The 15,450-nt window shown below is 66.7% G+C and carries 14 protein-coding genes; 7 read left to right on the top strand and 7 right to left on the bottom strand.

What is annotated here, in order from left to right; translation table 11 throughout:
- Window positions 1-15 precede the first annotated feature (15 nt).
- The 4 genes from dapF to argH are packed head-to-tail and all read right to left on the bottom strand — an operon-like array spanning window position 16 to window position 3,743.
- Window positions 16-849 (bottom strand): diaminopimelate epimerase, encoded by an 834-nt coding sequence (dapF, locus tag H1D44_RS12745; protein ID WP_181515240.1) that lies wholly within the window; start codon window positions 847-849, stop codon window positions 16-18.
- Window positions 849-2,141, bottom strand: a complete 1,293-nt coding sequence (gene lysA, locus H1D44_RS12740) for a diaminopimelate decarboxylase (protein WP_181515239.1) — start codon at window positions 2,139-2,141, stop codon at window positions 849-851. The genes dapF and lysA overlap by 1 nt, the downstream gene beginning before the upstream one ends.
- A 10-nt stretch (window positions 2,142-2,151) precedes the next feature.
- On the bottom strand, window positions 2,152-2,322 hold the full coding sequence (gene lptM / locus H1D44_RS12735; RefSeq protein ID WP_181515325.1) for an LPS translocon maturation chaperone LptM: 171 nt from the start codon (window positions 2,320-2,322) through the stop codon (window positions 2,152-2,154).
- An 8-nt stretch (window positions 2,323-2,330) separates the two neighbouring features.
- Entirely contained in the window at window positions 2,331-3,743 is a 1,413-nt protein-coding gene (gene argH / locus H1D44_RS12730) for an argininosuccinate lyase (RefSeq protein ID WP_181515238.1), read from the bottom strand.
- A gap of 254 nt (window positions 3,744-3,997) precedes the next feature.
- Here argH and hemC point away from each other — a divergent pair, with 254 nt between their 5' ends.
- From hemC to H1D44_RS12705, 5 genes are all read left to right on the top strand, one after another.
- The gene (gene hemC / locus H1D44_RS12725) at window positions 3,998-4,936 is read left to right on the top strand and encodes a hydroxymethylbilane synthase (protein ID WP_181515237.1); all 939 of its coding nucleotides are present in this window, start codon (window positions 3,998-4,000) and stop codon (window positions 4,934-4,936) included.
- A complete protein-coding gene (locus H1D44_RS12720) occupies window positions 4,937-5,734 on the top strand; it encodes a uroporphyrinogen-III synthase (RefSeq protein WP_181515236.1) in 798 nt (265 codons plus the stop codon). It begins immediately after the preceding gene.
- 6 nt (window positions 5,735-5,740) lie between these two features.
- Window positions 5,741-7,333: a uroporphyrinogen-III C-methyltransferase gene (locus tag H1D44_RS12715; RefSeq protein WP_181515235.1), complete on the top strand. Its 1,593-nt coding sequence runs from the start codon at window positions 5,741-5,743 to the stop codon at window positions 7,331-7,333.
- Window positions 7,330-8,598: a heme biosynthesis HemY N-terminal domain-containing protein gene (locus tag H1D44_RS12710; protein ID WP_181515234.1), complete on the top strand. Its 1,269-nt coding sequence runs from the start codon at window positions 7,330-7,332 to the stop codon at window positions 8,596-8,598. The genes H1D44_RS12715 and H1D44_RS12710 overlap by 4 nt, the downstream gene beginning before the upstream one ends.
- Before the next feature lie 74 nt (window positions 8,599-8,672).
- The gene (locus H1D44_RS12705) at window positions 8,673-9,743 is read left to right on the top strand and encodes an AI-2E family transporter (protein WP_181515324.1); all 1,071 of its coding nucleotides are present in this window, start codon (window positions 8,673-8,675) and stop codon (window positions 9,741-9,743) included.
- Window positions 9,744-9,805: 62 nt separating this feature from the next.
- On the opposite strand, the gene ybiO is transcribed toward H1D44_RS12705, so the two are convergent.
- Window positions 9,806-12,121 carry a mechanosensitive channel protein gene (gene ybiO / locus H1D44_RS12700; protein ID WP_181515233.1) on the bottom strand — a complete coding sequence of 772 codons (2,316 nt, stop codon included), beginning with the start codon at window positions 12,119-12,121 and terminating at the stop codon, window positions 9,806-9,808.
- Between the two features lie 289 nt (window positions 12,122-12,410).
- Between ybiO and H1D44_RS12695 the strand changes: the two genes are divergently transcribed.
- Window positions 12,411-12,788, top strand: a complete 378-nt coding sequence (locus H1D44_RS12695) for a fluoride efflux transporter FluC (RefSeq protein ID WP_181515232.1) — start codon at window positions 12,411-12,413, stop codon at window positions 12,786-12,788.
- Window positions 12,785-13,177: a fluoride efflux transporter CrcB gene (gene crcB, locus H1D44_RS12690; protein WP_181515231.1), complete on the top strand. Its 393-nt coding sequence runs from the start codon at window positions 12,785-12,787 to the stop codon at window positions 13,175-13,177. The genes H1D44_RS12695 and crcB overlap by 4 nt, the downstream gene beginning before the upstream one ends.
- Window positions 13,178-13,192: 15 nt before the next feature.
- Here the strand turns inward: crcB and pgi are convergent, their stop codons facing one another.
- Complete coding sequence (pgi, locus tag H1D44_RS12685; RefSeq protein ID WP_181515230.1) at window positions 13,193-14,851, bottom strand: glucose-6-phosphate isomerase; 1,659 nt, start codon at window positions 14,849-14,851, stop codon at window positions 13,193-13,195.
- 33 nt (window positions 14,852-14,884) lie between these two features.
- Window positions 14,885-15,364, bottom strand: a complete 480-nt coding sequence (locus H1D44_RS12680) for a methylglyoxal synthase (RefSeq protein WP_181515229.1) — start codon at window positions 15,362-15,364, stop codon at window positions 14,885-14,887.
- Window positions 15,365-15,450: the final 86 nt, after the last annotated feature.

Genomic DNA, 15,450 nt, shown 5'->3' with positions numbered 1-15,450 from the left:
GGATGTGCCCGGCGTTCAAGCCAGGGCGATGCGTCCCTCGAAGACGCGTTCGGCGGGGCCGGTCATCAGCAGCGGTGCCTCGCCACCCGGCCACTCGATACGCAGGTCGCCGCCGCGCAGGTGCACGGTGACGGGGCTTTCCAGCAGGCCCTGGCGAATACCGCTGGCCACCGCGGCGCAGGCCCCTGTACCGCAGGCCAGGGTCTCGCCGGTGCCGCGCTCGAAGACCCGCAGGCGTATCTCATGGGAAGAGACTATCTCCATGAAGCCTACATTGACTCGCCGTGGAAAGCGCGGGTGGCGCTCGATGGCCGGCCCAAGGCGCTCGACCGGGGCGCTGTCGACGCTGTCCACACGCAGCACCGCGTGGGGATTCCCCATCGAGACGGCGCCGATTTCACAGCGCTCGTCCTCCACCTCGAGCCGGTGCAGGGGGCGGTCCTCGGCGGCATCGAAGGGCAAGGCCTCCGGCTCGAAGCGGGGCTTGCCCATGTCCACCGTGACCTGGCCGTCGCTTTCCACCTTGAGTGTCAGCGGCCCTCCCGCAGTCTCCACGTGGATTTCGTCCTTGTGGGTCAGGCGCTGGTCGCGCACGAAGCGGGCGAAGCATCGCGCGCCGTTGCCGCAGTTCTCCACCTCGCTGCCGTCGGCGTTGAAGATGCGGTAGCGAAAGTCCATCTCGGGGCTGCGCGGCGGCTCGACGATCAGCAGCTGGTCGAATCCCACGCCGAAGCGGCGATCGGCGAGCTGGCGGATCTGCTCGTCACGCAGGCGTGCCCGCTGGGTGATCAGGTCGACCACCATGAAGTCGTTGCCGAGGCCATGCATCTTGGTGAAATGCAGCAGCATCAGTGGGTTTCTCCGCCACTTGCCGTTGTCGGCTCGGGCAGCAGCGCCTCGCCGGCCCACAGCGACTCGAGGGTTTCACGCTGGCGCACCACATGGTAGGTATCGCCATCCACCATGACCTCGGCGGGGCGCGGGCGGCTGTTGTAGTTGGAGGCCATGACGAACCCGTAGGCGCCGGCGGAGCGCACCGCGAGCAGATCGCCGGGGGCGATGGCCAGCTCGCGCTCCTTGCCCAGGAAATCGCCCGTCTCGCATACCGGGCCGACCACGTCATAGGTGGCGCTTTCGCGGGGCCGGCGGGTGTCGACCGGGATGATCGCCTGCCAGGCCTGGTAGAGCGAGGGGCGGATCAGGTCGTTCATGCCGGCGTCGACGATGGCGAAATTCTTGGTCTCGCCAGGCTTGAGGAACTCGACCCGGGTCAGCAGCACGCCGGCGTTGGCGGCGATCGAGCGGCCCGGCTCGAACAGCAGGGTCAGGCTTTCGCCGTGCTTCCACTGGGCCAGGCGTTCGAGCAGCGAGGCGGCGTAGTCGAACGGTTGGGGTGGGCGCTCGCCGCGGTAGGGCACGCCGAGGCCGCCGCCGAGATCGAGATGCTCCACCGTGATGCCACGCTCGCGAAGGCGCTCGAGCAGCACCAGCAGCCGATCCAGGGCATCGAGGAAGGGGGCGAGTTCGGTGAGCTGCGAGCCGATGTGACAGTCGATGCCGACGATCTCGATGCCCGGCAGGCCTGCGGCCAGCTCGTAGACGGAGAGCGCCTCTTCCACGGGAATGCCGAACTTGTTGTCCTTTAGCCCGGTGGAGATGTAGGGGTGGGTGCCGGCGTCGACGTCGGGGTTGACCCGCAGCGACACCGGGGCGATCTTGCCCAGCCGCTCGGCCACGGCGGAGAGGCGCTCGAGTTCGGGGCGCGACTCGACGTTGAAGCACTTGATGCCCACCTCGAGTGCCCGGGCCATCTCGCTGGCCTGCTTGGCCACGCCGGAGAACACTACCTTGGCCGGATCGCCGCCGGCAGCCAGCACCCGCTCCAGCTCGCCCAGCGAGACGATGTCGAAGCCCGCCCCCATGCGTGCCAGCAGGTTCAGTACTGCCAGGTTGGAGTTGGCCTTCACTGCGTAGCAGATCAGATGGGGGTGGCTGCCCAGCGCCTCGGTATAGGCGCGGAAGTGGCGGGCCAGCGTGGCCCTGGAGTAGACGTAGCAGGGCGTGCCGATCTCCTCAGCCACCTGCGAAAGCGGAACTTCCTCGCCGTAGAGCACGCCGTCGCGATATTCAAAGTGATCCATATTGGCTCTGTTAACTCTCGTCGTCGTTGGGAGCGGCAGCGCCCGTACCGTAGCGCTCGTCGGCAGCTTCGTCGTCAGGCAGGTAGAGCGGGCCCTTCTGGCCGCAGCCGGCCAGCAGGGCGAGCAACAGCACTGCCAGTGCCAGCGGACGTGTCAGGCGTGCCGCACCCGTGCCGATCATGCTCATGGCTATCGGCCCAGGCTCGCCAGGGCATCGCGGGCGCGCTGCGCAGCGGCGCGGACCTGATCCGGGGCGGTGCCGCCGATGTGGTTGCGCGCGGCCACCGAGCCTTCCAGCGTCAGCACCTCGAAGACGTCCTGCTCGATCGTGTCGGAGAACTGGCGCAGCTCGTCGAGGGTCATCTCGGAGAGGTCCTTGCCCTCGCGAATGCCGAAGGCCACCGACTGGCCGACGATCTCGTGGGCGTCGCGGAAGGCCACGCCGCGGCGCACCAGGTAGTCGGCGAGGTCGGTGGCGGTGGAGAAGCCGCGGCGGGCGGCTTCATACATGCTCGCCTTGCGCGATTCGATGGCCGGCACCATGTCGGCAAACGCCTTGAGGCAGTCGCGCACCGTGTCGAGGGTGTCGAACAGCGGCTCCTTGTCCTCCTGATTGTCCTTGTTGTAGGCCAGCGGCTGCGACTTCATCAGCGTCAGCAGGCCCATCAGGTGGCCATAGACGCGGCCGGTCTTGCCGCGCACCAGCTCGGGCACGTCGGGGTTCTTCTTCTGCGGCATGATCGAACTGCCGGTGCAGAAGCGGTCGGGCAGGTCGATGAAGTCGAACTGCGCGCTGGTCCACAGCACCAGCTCTTCGCTCATGCGCGACAGGTGCATCAGCAGGATGCTGGCGAAGCTGGTGAATTCGATGGCGAAGTCGCGATCGCTCACTGCGTCGAGGCTGTTCTCCGCGGGCCGCTCGAAGCCCAGCAGCTCGGCGGTGACGTGGCGATCGATGGGGTAGGTGGTGCCGGCCAGCGCAGCGGCGCCCAGCGGCATCACGTTTACTCGCTTGCGACAGTCGAGCAGCCGCTCGTGGTCGCGCGCCAGCATCTCCTGCCAGGCCAGCAGGTGGTGGCCGAAGGTCACCGGCTGGGCGGTCTGCAGGTGGGTAAAGCCGGGCATGATGGTGTCGGCCTCGCGCTCGGCGAGCTCGATCAGGCCTTCACGCAGGCGCCGTAGCTCGGCTTCGACCACATCGATCTCGTCGCGCAGGAACAGGCGGATATCGGTGGCCACCTGATCGTTGCGCGAGCGGCCGGTATGCAGCTTCTTGCCGGTGATGCCGATCTTGTCGGTCAGACGCGCCTCGATGTTCATGTGCACGTCCTCGAGCTTCACCGACCACTGGAACTCGCCGCGCTCGATCTCGCCGCGGATCTCGTCGAGTCCGGCGACGATGGCGTCACGCTCGTCGTCGGTCAGCACGCCCACGCGAGCCAGCATGGTGGCGTGGGCAATGGAGCCCTGGATGTCCTGCTGGGCGAGGCGCTGGTCGAAGTCGACCGACGCGGTGAAACGTTCGACGAAGGCATCGGTGGGTTCGCTGAAGCGACCGCCCCAGGCCTGGTTGGTGCCGGGGTTAGTGGGACTAGAGCTCATCGGCGTGGGCATCCTGCGTGTTGCATGCTGTGGCGTATTCGCAAAGCCGCCAGCGGCGGCTTCAGTCTGGTCTTGCAGTGTACCAGAGTCGACGCGGGTGACGAGGGGCGGTGGCGCAGTCCGAAACGTGCCAATTTTTCCTGCTTCGCCCGGTGCTTTATGATGGGAGTCAATGACCGATGACCTGCCGTGACCCATAATGTTGCGGCAATTACCGCTGAGCAGGGCCGTCCGGGCCCGCTGGGGAGAACCACGTGCGATCCATTACCACGCTGCGCATTGCCACCCGCAAGAGTCTACTGGCCATGTGGCAGGCCGAACACGTTCGCGACCTGCTGATGGCCGAGCACCCTGGACTCGAGGTCGAGCTGGTCGCGCTCTCCACTCGCGGCGACAAGATTCTCGACACGCCGCTGGCGAAGATCGGCGGCAAGGGGCTGTTCGTCAAGGAGCTGGAAGAAGCCATTCTGGATGGCCGCGCCGACATCGCCGTGCACTCGATGAAAGACGTACCCATGCATTTCCCCGAGGGGCTCGGGCTATCGGTGATCTTTGCCGGCGCCGAGCCCACCGATGCCTTCGTGTCCAATCACTTCGGCTCCCTGGGCGAGCTGCCCGAAGGGGCCCGTATCGGCACCTCGAGCCTGCGTCGAGGGCTGCAGATGCGCGAGGCGCGCCCGGACCTGGAGATCCTGACCCTGCGCGGCAACGTCCAGACCCGTCTGGCCAAGCTCGATGCCGGCGAGTTCGATGCGATCATCCTGGCCACCTCGGGGCTCAAGCGGCTGGGGCTCGGCGAGCGCATCGCCCAGGAGTTGCCGCCCGAGGTCTGCCTGCCGGCCTGTGGCCAGGGGGCGTTGGGCATCGAGTGTCGCATCAACGACCCCGAGCTGATCTCGCTGCTGGCACCGCTGGATGATCCCATTACCGCTACGCGGGTACGCGCCGAGCGCGCAATGAACACCCGCCTCGAGGGTGGCTGCCAGGTTCCCATCGGTGGCTACGCGACCTTCGAGAACGATGGCCAGACCCTGTGGCTGCGGGCGCTGGTGGGCAACCCCGAGGGCACCGAGGTGCTGCGCGCCGAGGGCCGCGGCTCGATCCACGAGCCGGAAGCGTTGGGCGTGCGGGTGGCCGAAGACCTGCTCGAACAGGGCGCTGGCGAGATCCTGGCGCAGGTTTACGGCGCCTGAATGAGCGCCGGGCTTCCCGTGCTGATCAGCCGCCCTGGCGAGCGGGCTTCTGCCCTGGCGGCGGCTATCGAGGGCGCCGGGTTTCCGGTGGCTCACCTCGACGCGATGGCGCTGGAGGCGCTGCCGGAGAGCCAGGCAATGCGCCAGGCGTGGCTCGATTTCGATCACTTTCACAAGATCGTGGTGGTCAGTCCCTATGCCGCCGAGTGCCTCGACCATGCGCTTGACCGCTACTGGCCGCAGCTTCCGGTGGGGATCGCCTGGTATGCGGTGGGCTCGGCCACCGCCGCCGCCTTGCATGAGCGGCTTGGGGTACGGGTTCACCTGCCGCCGGCAGACGCCGGCGAGGACACCAGTGAAGCGCTGCTCGAGCTCGCTTCGCTGCGTGACCTCGACGGGCAGCGGGTGCTGCTGGTGGCCGGCGAAGGCGGGCGCACGCTGCTGGCCGAAACCCTGGCGGCGCGCGGTGCCCGGGTCACGCGGCTGGCGCTCTATCGACGGCGATTGCAGTCGCCTCCCCCCGAGCTTCAGGAGCGCCTTGCACGGGGTGAGTTTCTCGCACTGGTGGCCAGCAGCGGCGAACTGCTCGAACATCTGGCAAGATGGTGTACCAAGGCCACCTTGAACCAACCGCTAATCGTGTCCAGTTGCCGTTTGGCTACACTGGCCAACAACTTGGGCTTTCGCACTCCCGTGGTGGCAGCGGGTGCCACGCCGGCGGCTCTCGCCAGTGCCGTGGTGGCCGCCTGCCATCAGGAGGATGCCGATGTCGATCAAGACGATTTCGAAAAGGGCTAGCGACAGATGAGCAAGCAGACCAACGAGCAGGACGAAAAGAAGGCGCCTTCCGGCAAGGGCCAGGGCGGCAAGGGACGCCAGGCCGGAGCCGGCAACAAGCCTGGCAACGCAGCCGGCCAGGGCCGCGAGCCAGGAGGTGGCCAGGCGCCCAAGCCGTCCGCCGGGGGTCAGGCAAGCGACAAGTCGCCGGCCGCTGCCAGCGGGAGTGCCGTCAGCCCCGGCAAGAGCGACGCCGCTGGCGACAAGGCAGCTTCACCTGAGGCCAAGCCAGCCCCGGCCGAGAGCAAGGCACAAGGGGCTGACAAGCAGGCACCGGCGAAACCGGAATCCGCCAAGCCTGAGGACAACACCAAGGCTGACTCAACCAAGCCTGAGCCAGGCAAGACAGAGGCTGCAAAGCCGGCTGCCGCCGAAAAGTCGGCATCTGCCGACAAGCCAGCCGCTTCCGACAAGCCCGGCTCGGCAAGCAGCGGCCCTGCCGAGCCGGGCGACTCTGCCAAGGCAGTGCCTCCCGGCGGTGGTGCCGCGGTTCCACCTGCCTCGAGTGGGGGTAAGGGGGGGGGCCGCGGCGTGGGCGTCCTTGCGCTGATCCTGGTGCTGTTCCTCGGTATCGGGGCGGGCCTGTTCGCATGGAACGCCTGGGATCGCCTCGACGCCCAGCAGGCGCGCCTGGCCGAGCTGGAAGAGCGTGCCGCCGGGGCGGCAGCGGCCGATGACGTGGCCAGCCTGCGCGAGGAGCTGGAGCGCGGCGAGGAGGCCCGGGATGCGGAAATGGCCGAGGCGATAGAGTCGATGCGTAGCGAGTTCGCCGGCTACCGCAGCGAAGTCGATGACGCCCTGGACCAGGTCCTCGACGAGCTCTCTCGCCAGCAGGAGCCTGACGAGCGCGAATGGCTGCATGCCGAAGCGGCCTACCTGCTGCGGCTGGCCAACCAGCGGCTCCAGCTCGAGCGCGACGTCGAAGGCGCCGCCGCCCTGCTGCGTACCGCCGATGCCCGCCTGAGCGAAGCCGAAAACCCCGCACTGCTCTCCGTTCGCCGCGGTATCGCCTCGGAGCTCTCGATTCTCGCTGGTGTGCCCCAGGTCGACCGTACCGGCATCTACATGGCACTCGATGCCCAGCAGCAGCGCCTGGCACAGCTGCCGCTTTCGCGTGAGCTCGAAGAGATCCCGGCGCGTTCCGGCATCGAGGAGACGCCCACCGGCGGCTGGCAAGAGCAGCTCTCGCGCTTCGGCCAGGAGCTGAGGGACCTGGTCGTGATCCGCCATCACGACCAGGCGCTCGAGACCTTGGTGACGCCGGAGCAGGAGTCCTATCTGCGCCAGAGCTCACGCCTGGTGATCGAACAGGCCCAGCTGGCGCTGCTCAAGGAAGAACAGGAGCTTTACGAAGCCAGCATCGACAAGGCGCTGGCCCTGATCGAAGGCTACTACGATACCGAGCGCAGCGAGGTGCAGGGCGTCATCGAGCAGCTCCAGGCGCTCAAGGGCGAGAACATCCGCCCCGAGCTTCCCGATATCAGCGGCTCCCAACAGGCCCTGGCCGAGTTCATCGAGCGTCGTTTCGGTTCGCGCGGCGACCGGGGAGATGAGGCATGAGAAAGCTGCTGCTGATCGTTCTCTTCGGGCTGGCCCTGGGGGCGCTGCTCGGCCAGCTGATGGTCTCGGTGCCCGGCTACTGGCTGGTGCGGGTGGGTGACACCTCCTACCAGACCTCGTTCTGGTTTGGCCTGGTGCTGCTGTTGGCCGTATTCCTGATCCTGCACTTCGTTCTGCGCGTGCTGATGCGGATGAGCTATCCCGTCAGCCGGCTCAAGGTATGGAACCGGCGCACCCGCCACCGCAACGCCATGAAGCGCACCGTGCGCGGGCTGGTGGCGCTGGCCGAAGGGCGCTGGAAGCGCGCCGAGAAGTCGCTGGTCAAGGCCGCCGACGACTCCAGCACGCCGCTGGTCAACTATCTCTCCGCGGCTCTGGCCGCGCACTATCAGGGGCGCTACGAGCAGGCCGACACCTTGCTCAAGCGGGCCCATCTCTCCACCGAGGGTGCCGACACCGCGGTGGGCCTGATGCAAGTCCAGCTGATGCTGGATCGTCAGCAGTACGAGGAAGCGCTGGCCATCCTGACTCGTCTTGATCGCCAGCTACCCAATCATCCCCAGGTGCTCAAACAGCTCAAGCAGGCCTATCTCAGTGTCAACGACTGGGATGGGCTGCGCCGGCTGATGCCGCGTCTGGCATCGCGCCAGTTGATCTCGCCCCAGGAGCGCAACCAACTGGAGCTGCGCGCCTACAAGGAGCTGCTGGTCCACGAGGCCCGGGACCCGGACAACGTGGAACGTATTCGCAGCCTGTGGGCGGATATGCCGGACTCGCTGCGTGGCAACGTCGAGCTGGTCGTGCTGTATGCCGAGGCGCTGGTGCGCGGCAACGAGGAGGGCATTGCCGAGCGTTTGCTGCGCCACTCGCTCAAGGAGCGTTGGGACAGTCGCCTGGTGCTGCGCTACGGGCTGCTCAACGTGGACCCGGCTCGCCAGCTGGTGCATGCGGAGAAATGGCTTCAGGAGCGTCCCAACGATCCCGACCTGCTGCTCACCCTGGGCCGGCTGGCGCTGCGCAACGCCTATTGGGGCAAGGCTCAGGAGTACTTCGAGGCGAGCCAGCGCCAGCGTCCAAGCGGCCTGGTCTGCGCCGAGCTGGCGCGGCTGTATGCCAACCTCGGGGAGCACAACAAGAGCCAGCTGTATTACCGTCAGAGCGTCGAGCTGCTCGACAAGTCGCTTCCCTCCCTGCCGCAGCCGGCGGAGCCCGGCGAGCCAGCCGAAGTCGCCGATGACGAGCAGGAGCGGCACAAGGCCAGCTGAGCCCGCGCCGGGCGGCATCCAGGCGAACGAGGGGCGCTATGGCGCCCCTTTCGCGTCTTTCGGGAGGAATCGAGGTGGCACTGAAGCGGGTCTGGCGCGGGTGGACCTCGCGCTATTTTTCCGACGAGCAGGCGGTAATCCTGCTCATCCTGCTGGTGGCTGGCTTCACGGCGGTGCTATGGCTGGGGCGCATGCTGGCCCCCTTCCTCACGGCCCTGGTCATTGCCTTCCTGCTGCAGGGCGCGGTGTCACGCCTTACGCGGCGGGGAATTTCTCACCTCACGGCCGTCATTTCGGTTTTCGTGGGGTTCCTCGGCCTGCTCCTGGCGGTGGTGCTGCTGCTGATACCGTTGATCTGGACCCAGCTTACCGGGTTGCTGCAGGAAATTCCGCAAATCGTCAGCCAGGGGCAGGCGGTGCTGGGGCAGCTCGAGGAGCGGTTCCCGAACCTGGTGAGTCCCGAGCAGATGAAGGCATGGACGGCGATGGCAGGCCGCGAGGCCACCCAGCTCGGCCAGCAGCTCATCACGCTGTCCCTTGCCTCGCTCGGCAATGTGATGACCCTGATCATCTACCTGGTGCTGGTGCCGATCCTGGTGCTCTTTCTGCTCAAGGATCGAGCCCTGCTGCTGGGCTTCTTCCTTCCCTTCCTGCCGGAAAAGCGCACGCTGATGAGCCAGGTGTGGGCGGAAATGGAGGTCCAGCTGAGCAACTACGTCAGGGGCAAGGCGGTCGAGATCCTTATCGTCAGTGCGGTCAGCTACGCTACCTTCGCCCTGTTCGGCTTGCCCTATGCGCTGTTGCTGGGCCTGCTGGTCGGGTTCTCGACGCTGCTCCCCTATATCGGCGCTGCGGTGGTCACGCTGCCCGTTGCCGCCGTGGCGGGCTTCCACTTCGGCCTGACCCAGCCGTTTCTCTACGTCATCATCGCCTACGGTGTCATCCAGGCGCTGGACGGCAACGTGCTGGCGCCTTTGCTGTTCGCCGAGGCGGTCAACCTGCACCCCGTGTCGATCATCGTGGCGGTACTGTTCTTCGGCGGCATCTGGGGCTTCTGGGGGCTGTTCTTCTCGATCCCCCTGGCCACCCTGGTGAAGGCGCTGTGGCTGGCCTGGCCGCGCCGGGAAGCGCCCCCGCCCGCCTGAGCGGCCCCCTGAAAGCAAGCGGGGCTGCCCCTGGCAGCCCCGCTCTCCCACACAGACAGAGGTCAGTCCTTGTCCTCGTAGTCGCCCTTGAACACGGGGTTGGGCTTCGAGCGGGGGTCCTCTTCTCCCTCGCGGCTGCTTTCTCCGGAGCGGGGCTGGCCGCCGGGGCGGCCGTCGATGTCGAAGCTCTGCTGCATGAGGCGCACGTTGGCAGGCGGTGCCTCGCCCTCCTTGCCCACGCCGAAGTAGAGCGTGGTGTGGGGGAAGGGAATCTCGATGCCTTTGGCGTCGAAGTGCAGCTTGACCAGGCGATTGTAGGCCCGACCGATGCCCCACTGGGTGCCGGGCGTGGTCTTGATGCGCACGCGGATGTTTACCGAACTGTCGCCAAGTGCCGTGACACCGGCCACTTCCAGCGGCGCGACGATGTTCATCTTGTGGTCGTCGTCGGCGGCCAGCTCGTCGTAGGCCTCGCGCAGGGCGACGATCGCTTCGTCGATGCTCTCGCGGTAGGCGATGCCGTACTCGCCGACGTGGTAGCCGAACTCGCGCATGTAGTTGGAGACGGTATCGACGCTGGAGAAGGGCACAATGTGGTAGGCCCCCGCCAAGTCGCGAATACCCACCGAGCGTATGCTGAGCCGCTCGGCGGTGCCGGTGATGCCGCCCACCGTGACCACGTCGCCGGTATTCATGGCGTTCTCCACCTGGATGAAGATGCCGGTGATGATGTCCTGCACCAGCTTCTGGGCGCCAAAACCGATGGCCAGGCCCAGCACACCGGCACCGGCGATCAGCGGGCCGATATTGATGCCAATCTCGGCCAGCACGATCATCGCGGTCATGGTGATCAGGGCGATGGCCAGGGCGTTGCGGAACAGGGTCAGCAGGGTCTTGGCGCGGGCGTCGGGCTCGCCGGTGCCGGTCTCGGGGTTGAGCTTGTGCTCGATCAGGCTTGCCAGGCCCAACCACACGCCGATGGCGAGCAGCAGGATCAATGCCACGCTGACCAGCGTGCCGACCAGCCCGCGGCCGGGCTCGGAGGCGTACCAGCCGGCCAGGTCGAAGGCACCCCAGGCATCGAGTACCAGCAGTACCACGCCGACCAGGATCAGCGTGCGGATGACCCGCAGCGCATTGGGCACGTAGCTGTTGAGGCGCGGCTCGAGCAGCGGCAGCTTGCGCCGCAGGTCATCGGCGAGCCGGATGCGCCGGCCGATGGTATGGGTCAGCAGGCTGGAAAGCAGCATGCCGACGATCACCACGGCCAGCGTCTGGAGAGTGGCAAAAAGGACGAAGGGCAACGCATCCGCCGGGCGCGTCAGGGTCAGCACCAGCACCATCAGGAAATAGAGCAGGGCGAACAGGTGCCAGGTACGGGCGAACAGCTGCAGGGTGATCCGGGTGGCGGTGAAGTCGGAGCGGGCCGCCATCTGGTCGAGCTCGCTGCGAATACGCAGGCGATTCTTGAGTACCACTGCCACGGCGTAGAAAAAGGCACCGAACATGATCAGCACGCCGACCGCCTGGCCCATGGCCGGCGTCAGGTAGAGGCTGGTCAGGGGCGCCACCACCAGCAGGCCGTAGCCCACCAGGCCGACCAGGCGGGCCAGCCAGCGGTTCCAGTAGGAGGCCTCGCCGGCCGAGATGGGCAATAGCCTCAGCCCCTCGTAGCGCGAGGCGAACAGCATGCGGATGGCCGCCTTGATCAGTTCGATGATCAGGAAGGCGTTGAGGAACAGCGACGCCCGGGTCGACAGCTCACCGGTCTCGCCCACGGCGAAAGTGGCGATCAGGTTGCCGCCCACGTAGGAGAGCGCCACCACCAGCACGTCGATGAGTGCAGCGATGACCACGCACAGCACCAGGCGGATGATCGGATTGAGGCCGTTGCCCTTGAGCGACCACTGGCTCAGGCGACTGAAAAGCGGCCGCGACAGCCGGCGGAATAGCAAGAACAAGAAGAAGGTGGCGGCAATGACCAGCCCGAGGTTGATCGCGGCGGTGAGGAAGGCGCCCCAGTCGATGGCGGCGGTATCGGTCTCGGCGGTGAACAGCCCCGCCACCACGCCGTACAGATTCTGGACCTCGCCACCGATATCGCTGACAACGCGACTGGTCAGCTCGGCCAGCTGCCTGGGCAGCGATACCGGTCCTGCGGGGGCGGGATCGGCCGCCAGCTCCGGTTCGGCGGCAGCCTGTCGGCGCAGGTGCTCGATCAGCTGCTGACGAGCCTGCTCGTCTTCGAGCATGTCGGCAAGCGCTGCCGGGGCAGGCATGGCGGTGGTGTCGGCGGGCTGGGCCATGGCCGGTGAGGCGGCCAGCAGGGCGAGGATCAGCCAGCCCAGCACCCAGGGGAGAAACCGGTTTGCATTCACGCGTGACCTCCATCTCGGGCGTGTCGGCGGGAGTGGATCTATTTCGTTGTGCTAATGATAAGCCGTCAGGGCTCTCGGAACGAATCGGAGTCATGTCTTGTGCAGACATTGTACAGAATGAAGGTTGTGTGTCATATTGGAATCGCGCCCATGCGCAGGGCGCGATTCCCTGCAATAGCTCTACATCCCCTTTGCCATCCGCCCTGCGGATGGCTTCTTTTTGTTCCGCTTTCGCTATTCAGCTAGCATGGGTTGGCACCGGTGATACGGATACAGGGCAAATGAAGGCATGACAATGCTGCTGATGGTGGCAGTGGGAGGCGCGCTGGGGGGCATGCTGCGTCTGGCGGTTTCCAATCTGCTGGCCAGGCTCGCCGGGGCCGGTTTCCCCTGGGGCACGCTTGTCGTCAATCTCAGCGGGGCGCTGCTGGCCGGCATCCTGGCCGGCTCGTTCGGCGTGCCTCATGGGGAGGCAGCAGCGGCTTGGTTGTTTCTGGTCATCGGGGTGCTGGGCGGCTATACCACCGTTTCCTCGTTGAGCCTGCAGAGCCTGGCCCTGTGGCAGAGCGGGCGGCATGGCGCCGCGCTGGCCAACCTGTCACTCACGCTGGGAGCCGGCCTGGCGTTGGCTGCGCTGGGCTGGTGGCTTGGGGGGGGCGTGCTGTGAGCAGCTGGCCTGCCTACGCGGCAGTGGGCCTGGGCAGCGCCCTGGGCTCGTCGCTGCGCTATCTGGTCTCGCTGGCCAGTATCGCCATGCTGGGCCCCGCCTTTCCCTGGGGAACCCTGCTGGTCAACCTGGTTGGCTCGTGGTTGATTGCCGCTTTCGCTGCTTATGCTGCCTGTCGACGTGATGGCCATGTGGCGCGCTGGCAGCCGTTCCTGGTGGCGGGTTTCTGCGGCGGCTTTACCACGTTTTCGCTGTTCGGCCTCGAGACCCTTCACCTGCTGGGGCTCGGCCGCCCCGGCCTTGCGCTGCTTTACGTGCTGCTCAGCGTGCCGCTGTGGCTGGCGGCGGCCTGGCTGGGCGACCGCTTCGTGCGCCGCCGCTTCGGTTGACGCCGTTGCCGCCCGTCAGCGCGATGCCTTGTCTGGTTTCTTCTTGCTTGGCTTGACCTCCTGCGAGGGCTGGCCCGGCGCGGGGGGCGCGGAAAAGTGCTCGCGCACCAGGGCCAGCAGGCCCTGAGTCGAGGCGTCGAAGTCCTGGCTATGCTCGTCGATGCGCTCGCTGATCTCGCCGGCGATGCGCTTGCCCAGCTCCACCCCCCACTGATCGAAGGAGTTGATGTTCCAGATCACCCCCTGCACGAACACCTTGTGCTCGTAGAGCGCGATCAGGGCCCCCAGGTTACGCGGGGTCAGCTCGTCGAGCAGCAGCACGCTGGAAGGACGGTTGCCGGGGCAGCTGTAGGGATCGAGCCGGCTGCCGCGCTGGCTGCCCTCCATGAAAGCGTTGGCCTGGGCCAGCATGTTGGTGAGCAGGGCGAAGTGGTGCTCCTCCATGCCGGGCTCGGGCTTGAGCGAGGCGATGAAGTCGATGGGCACGTAGCGGGTGCCCTGGTGCAGCAGCTGAAAGAAGGCGTGCTGGCCGTTGGAGCCGGTCTGGCCCCAGACGATGGGCCCGGTCTTGTAGTCCACCGGCTGGCCGAAGATGTCCACCGACTTGCCGTTGGACTCCATGTCGAGCTGCTGCAGGAACGATGGTAGCTGATGCAGCGCCTGGTCATAGGGCACGATGGCCTGGGTCTCGGCACCCATGAAGTTGAGGTGCCAGATGCCGATCAGCGCCATCAGCACCGGCATGTTCTCGCCAAAGGGCGCCTTGATGAAGTGCTGATCCATGGCGTAGGCGCCCTCGAGCATCTCCATGAAGCCATCGAAGCCGATGGAGAGGGCGATGGGCAGGCCGATGGAGGACCACATCGAATAGCGTCCGCCGACCCAGGCCCAGAATTCGAAGACGTTCTCCTCGCGCACACCGAAGGCCATGGCGGCCTTCTTGTTGGTGGAGGCGGCAACGAAGTGAGCGCCCACGTCGGCGTCGGGCCCTGCGCCTTCCAGGAACCAGCGCCGGGCGGTCTTGGCGTTGAGCAGGGTCTCCTGGGTGGAGAAGGTCTTGGTCGAGACGATGAACAGGGTCGAGGCCGGGTCGAGTCGCGCCAGCACTTTCTGGATGTGGGCACCGTCGACGTTGGAGACGAAATGGAAGTTGAGTTCCGGGTGGCGCTGCTTGAGCAGCGCGCGGCAGGCCATGTTGGGGCCGAGGTCGGAGCCGCCGATGCCGATGTTGACCACGTCGCGGATGCGCTCGCCGCTGTGGCCGCGCCACTCGCCGCTGCGCACCGCCTCGGAGAAGGTGCGGATCTGCTCGCGCGAGCGGCGGATCTCCGGCATCACGTCCTTGCCGTCCACCATGACCGGCGCCTCGCCCAGGTTGCGCAGGGCGGTGTGCAGTACGGGACGGTTCTCGGTGACGTTGATGATGTCGCCGGAGAACATCTGGGCGCGGCGCTGCACCAGGGCAGAGTGGTCGGCCAGCTCGATCAGCTTGGCCAGTACCGCATCGGATACCGGGTGCTTGGAGTAGTCGAGGAACAGCCCACCGACGCGCAGGCTCATCCTGTCGAAGCGTTGCGAATCGGCGGCGAAGTAGTCACGGATGCGGTCGTTTGCGGTTTCCTGGCGCAGCCGGGTGAGTGCCTGCCAGGTGACGCTGCGGGTGAGCTGGAACATGGTGTCCTCTTGCGGGCGTGGCCCGCTATCTCGTTACTGGGGATTGCGCGCAGCCACCCAGGCATCGGCATCGGGGATGGCCATCTCATAGGGTTGACCGAGCCAGGGTGAGCTGGCCAGGAAGTCGGCACTGGCGGCGTTGCATGCCACCGGCACATTCCACAGTGCGGCCAGCCGCAGCAGGGCCTTGACGTCGGGATCGTGGGGCTGGGGAGCGAAGGGGTCCCAGAAGAAGATCAGCAGATCGAGGCGCTGCTCGGTGATGCGCGCGCCAATCTGCTGGTCGCCCCCCAGTGGGCCGCTCATCAGGCCCTCCACCTTGAGGCCCAGGCTGGCCGATAGGCGCCCGGCGGTGGTGCCGGTTCCCACCAGCTCATGCTCGGCCAGGGTGTCGCGCCAGCGCGCGGCCCATTCCAGCAGTTCGGTCTTTTTGCCATCGTGGGCGACCAGGGCGATTCGCTTGCGTGCCGGCAGGGTGCGTTTGACGCTGCGCTGGGGGCGGTTTTCGGTCATGACTTGTCTACCTCGAGAATCTTCATCGTGTTGGTCCCGCCGTGGGCGTTCATGTGGTCGCCCCGGGTCAGGATGACATGATCCCC

Source organism: Billgrantia kenyensis, from assembly GCF_013697085.1.
Classification (GTDB): domain Bacteria; phylum Pseudomonadota; class Gammaproteobacteria; order Pseudomonadales; family Halomonadaceae; genus Halomonas; species Halomonas kenyensis.
The sequence above is the reverse complement of the archived record's forward strand: the minus strand, read 5'-3'. Positions and strand labels throughout refer to the sequence as shown.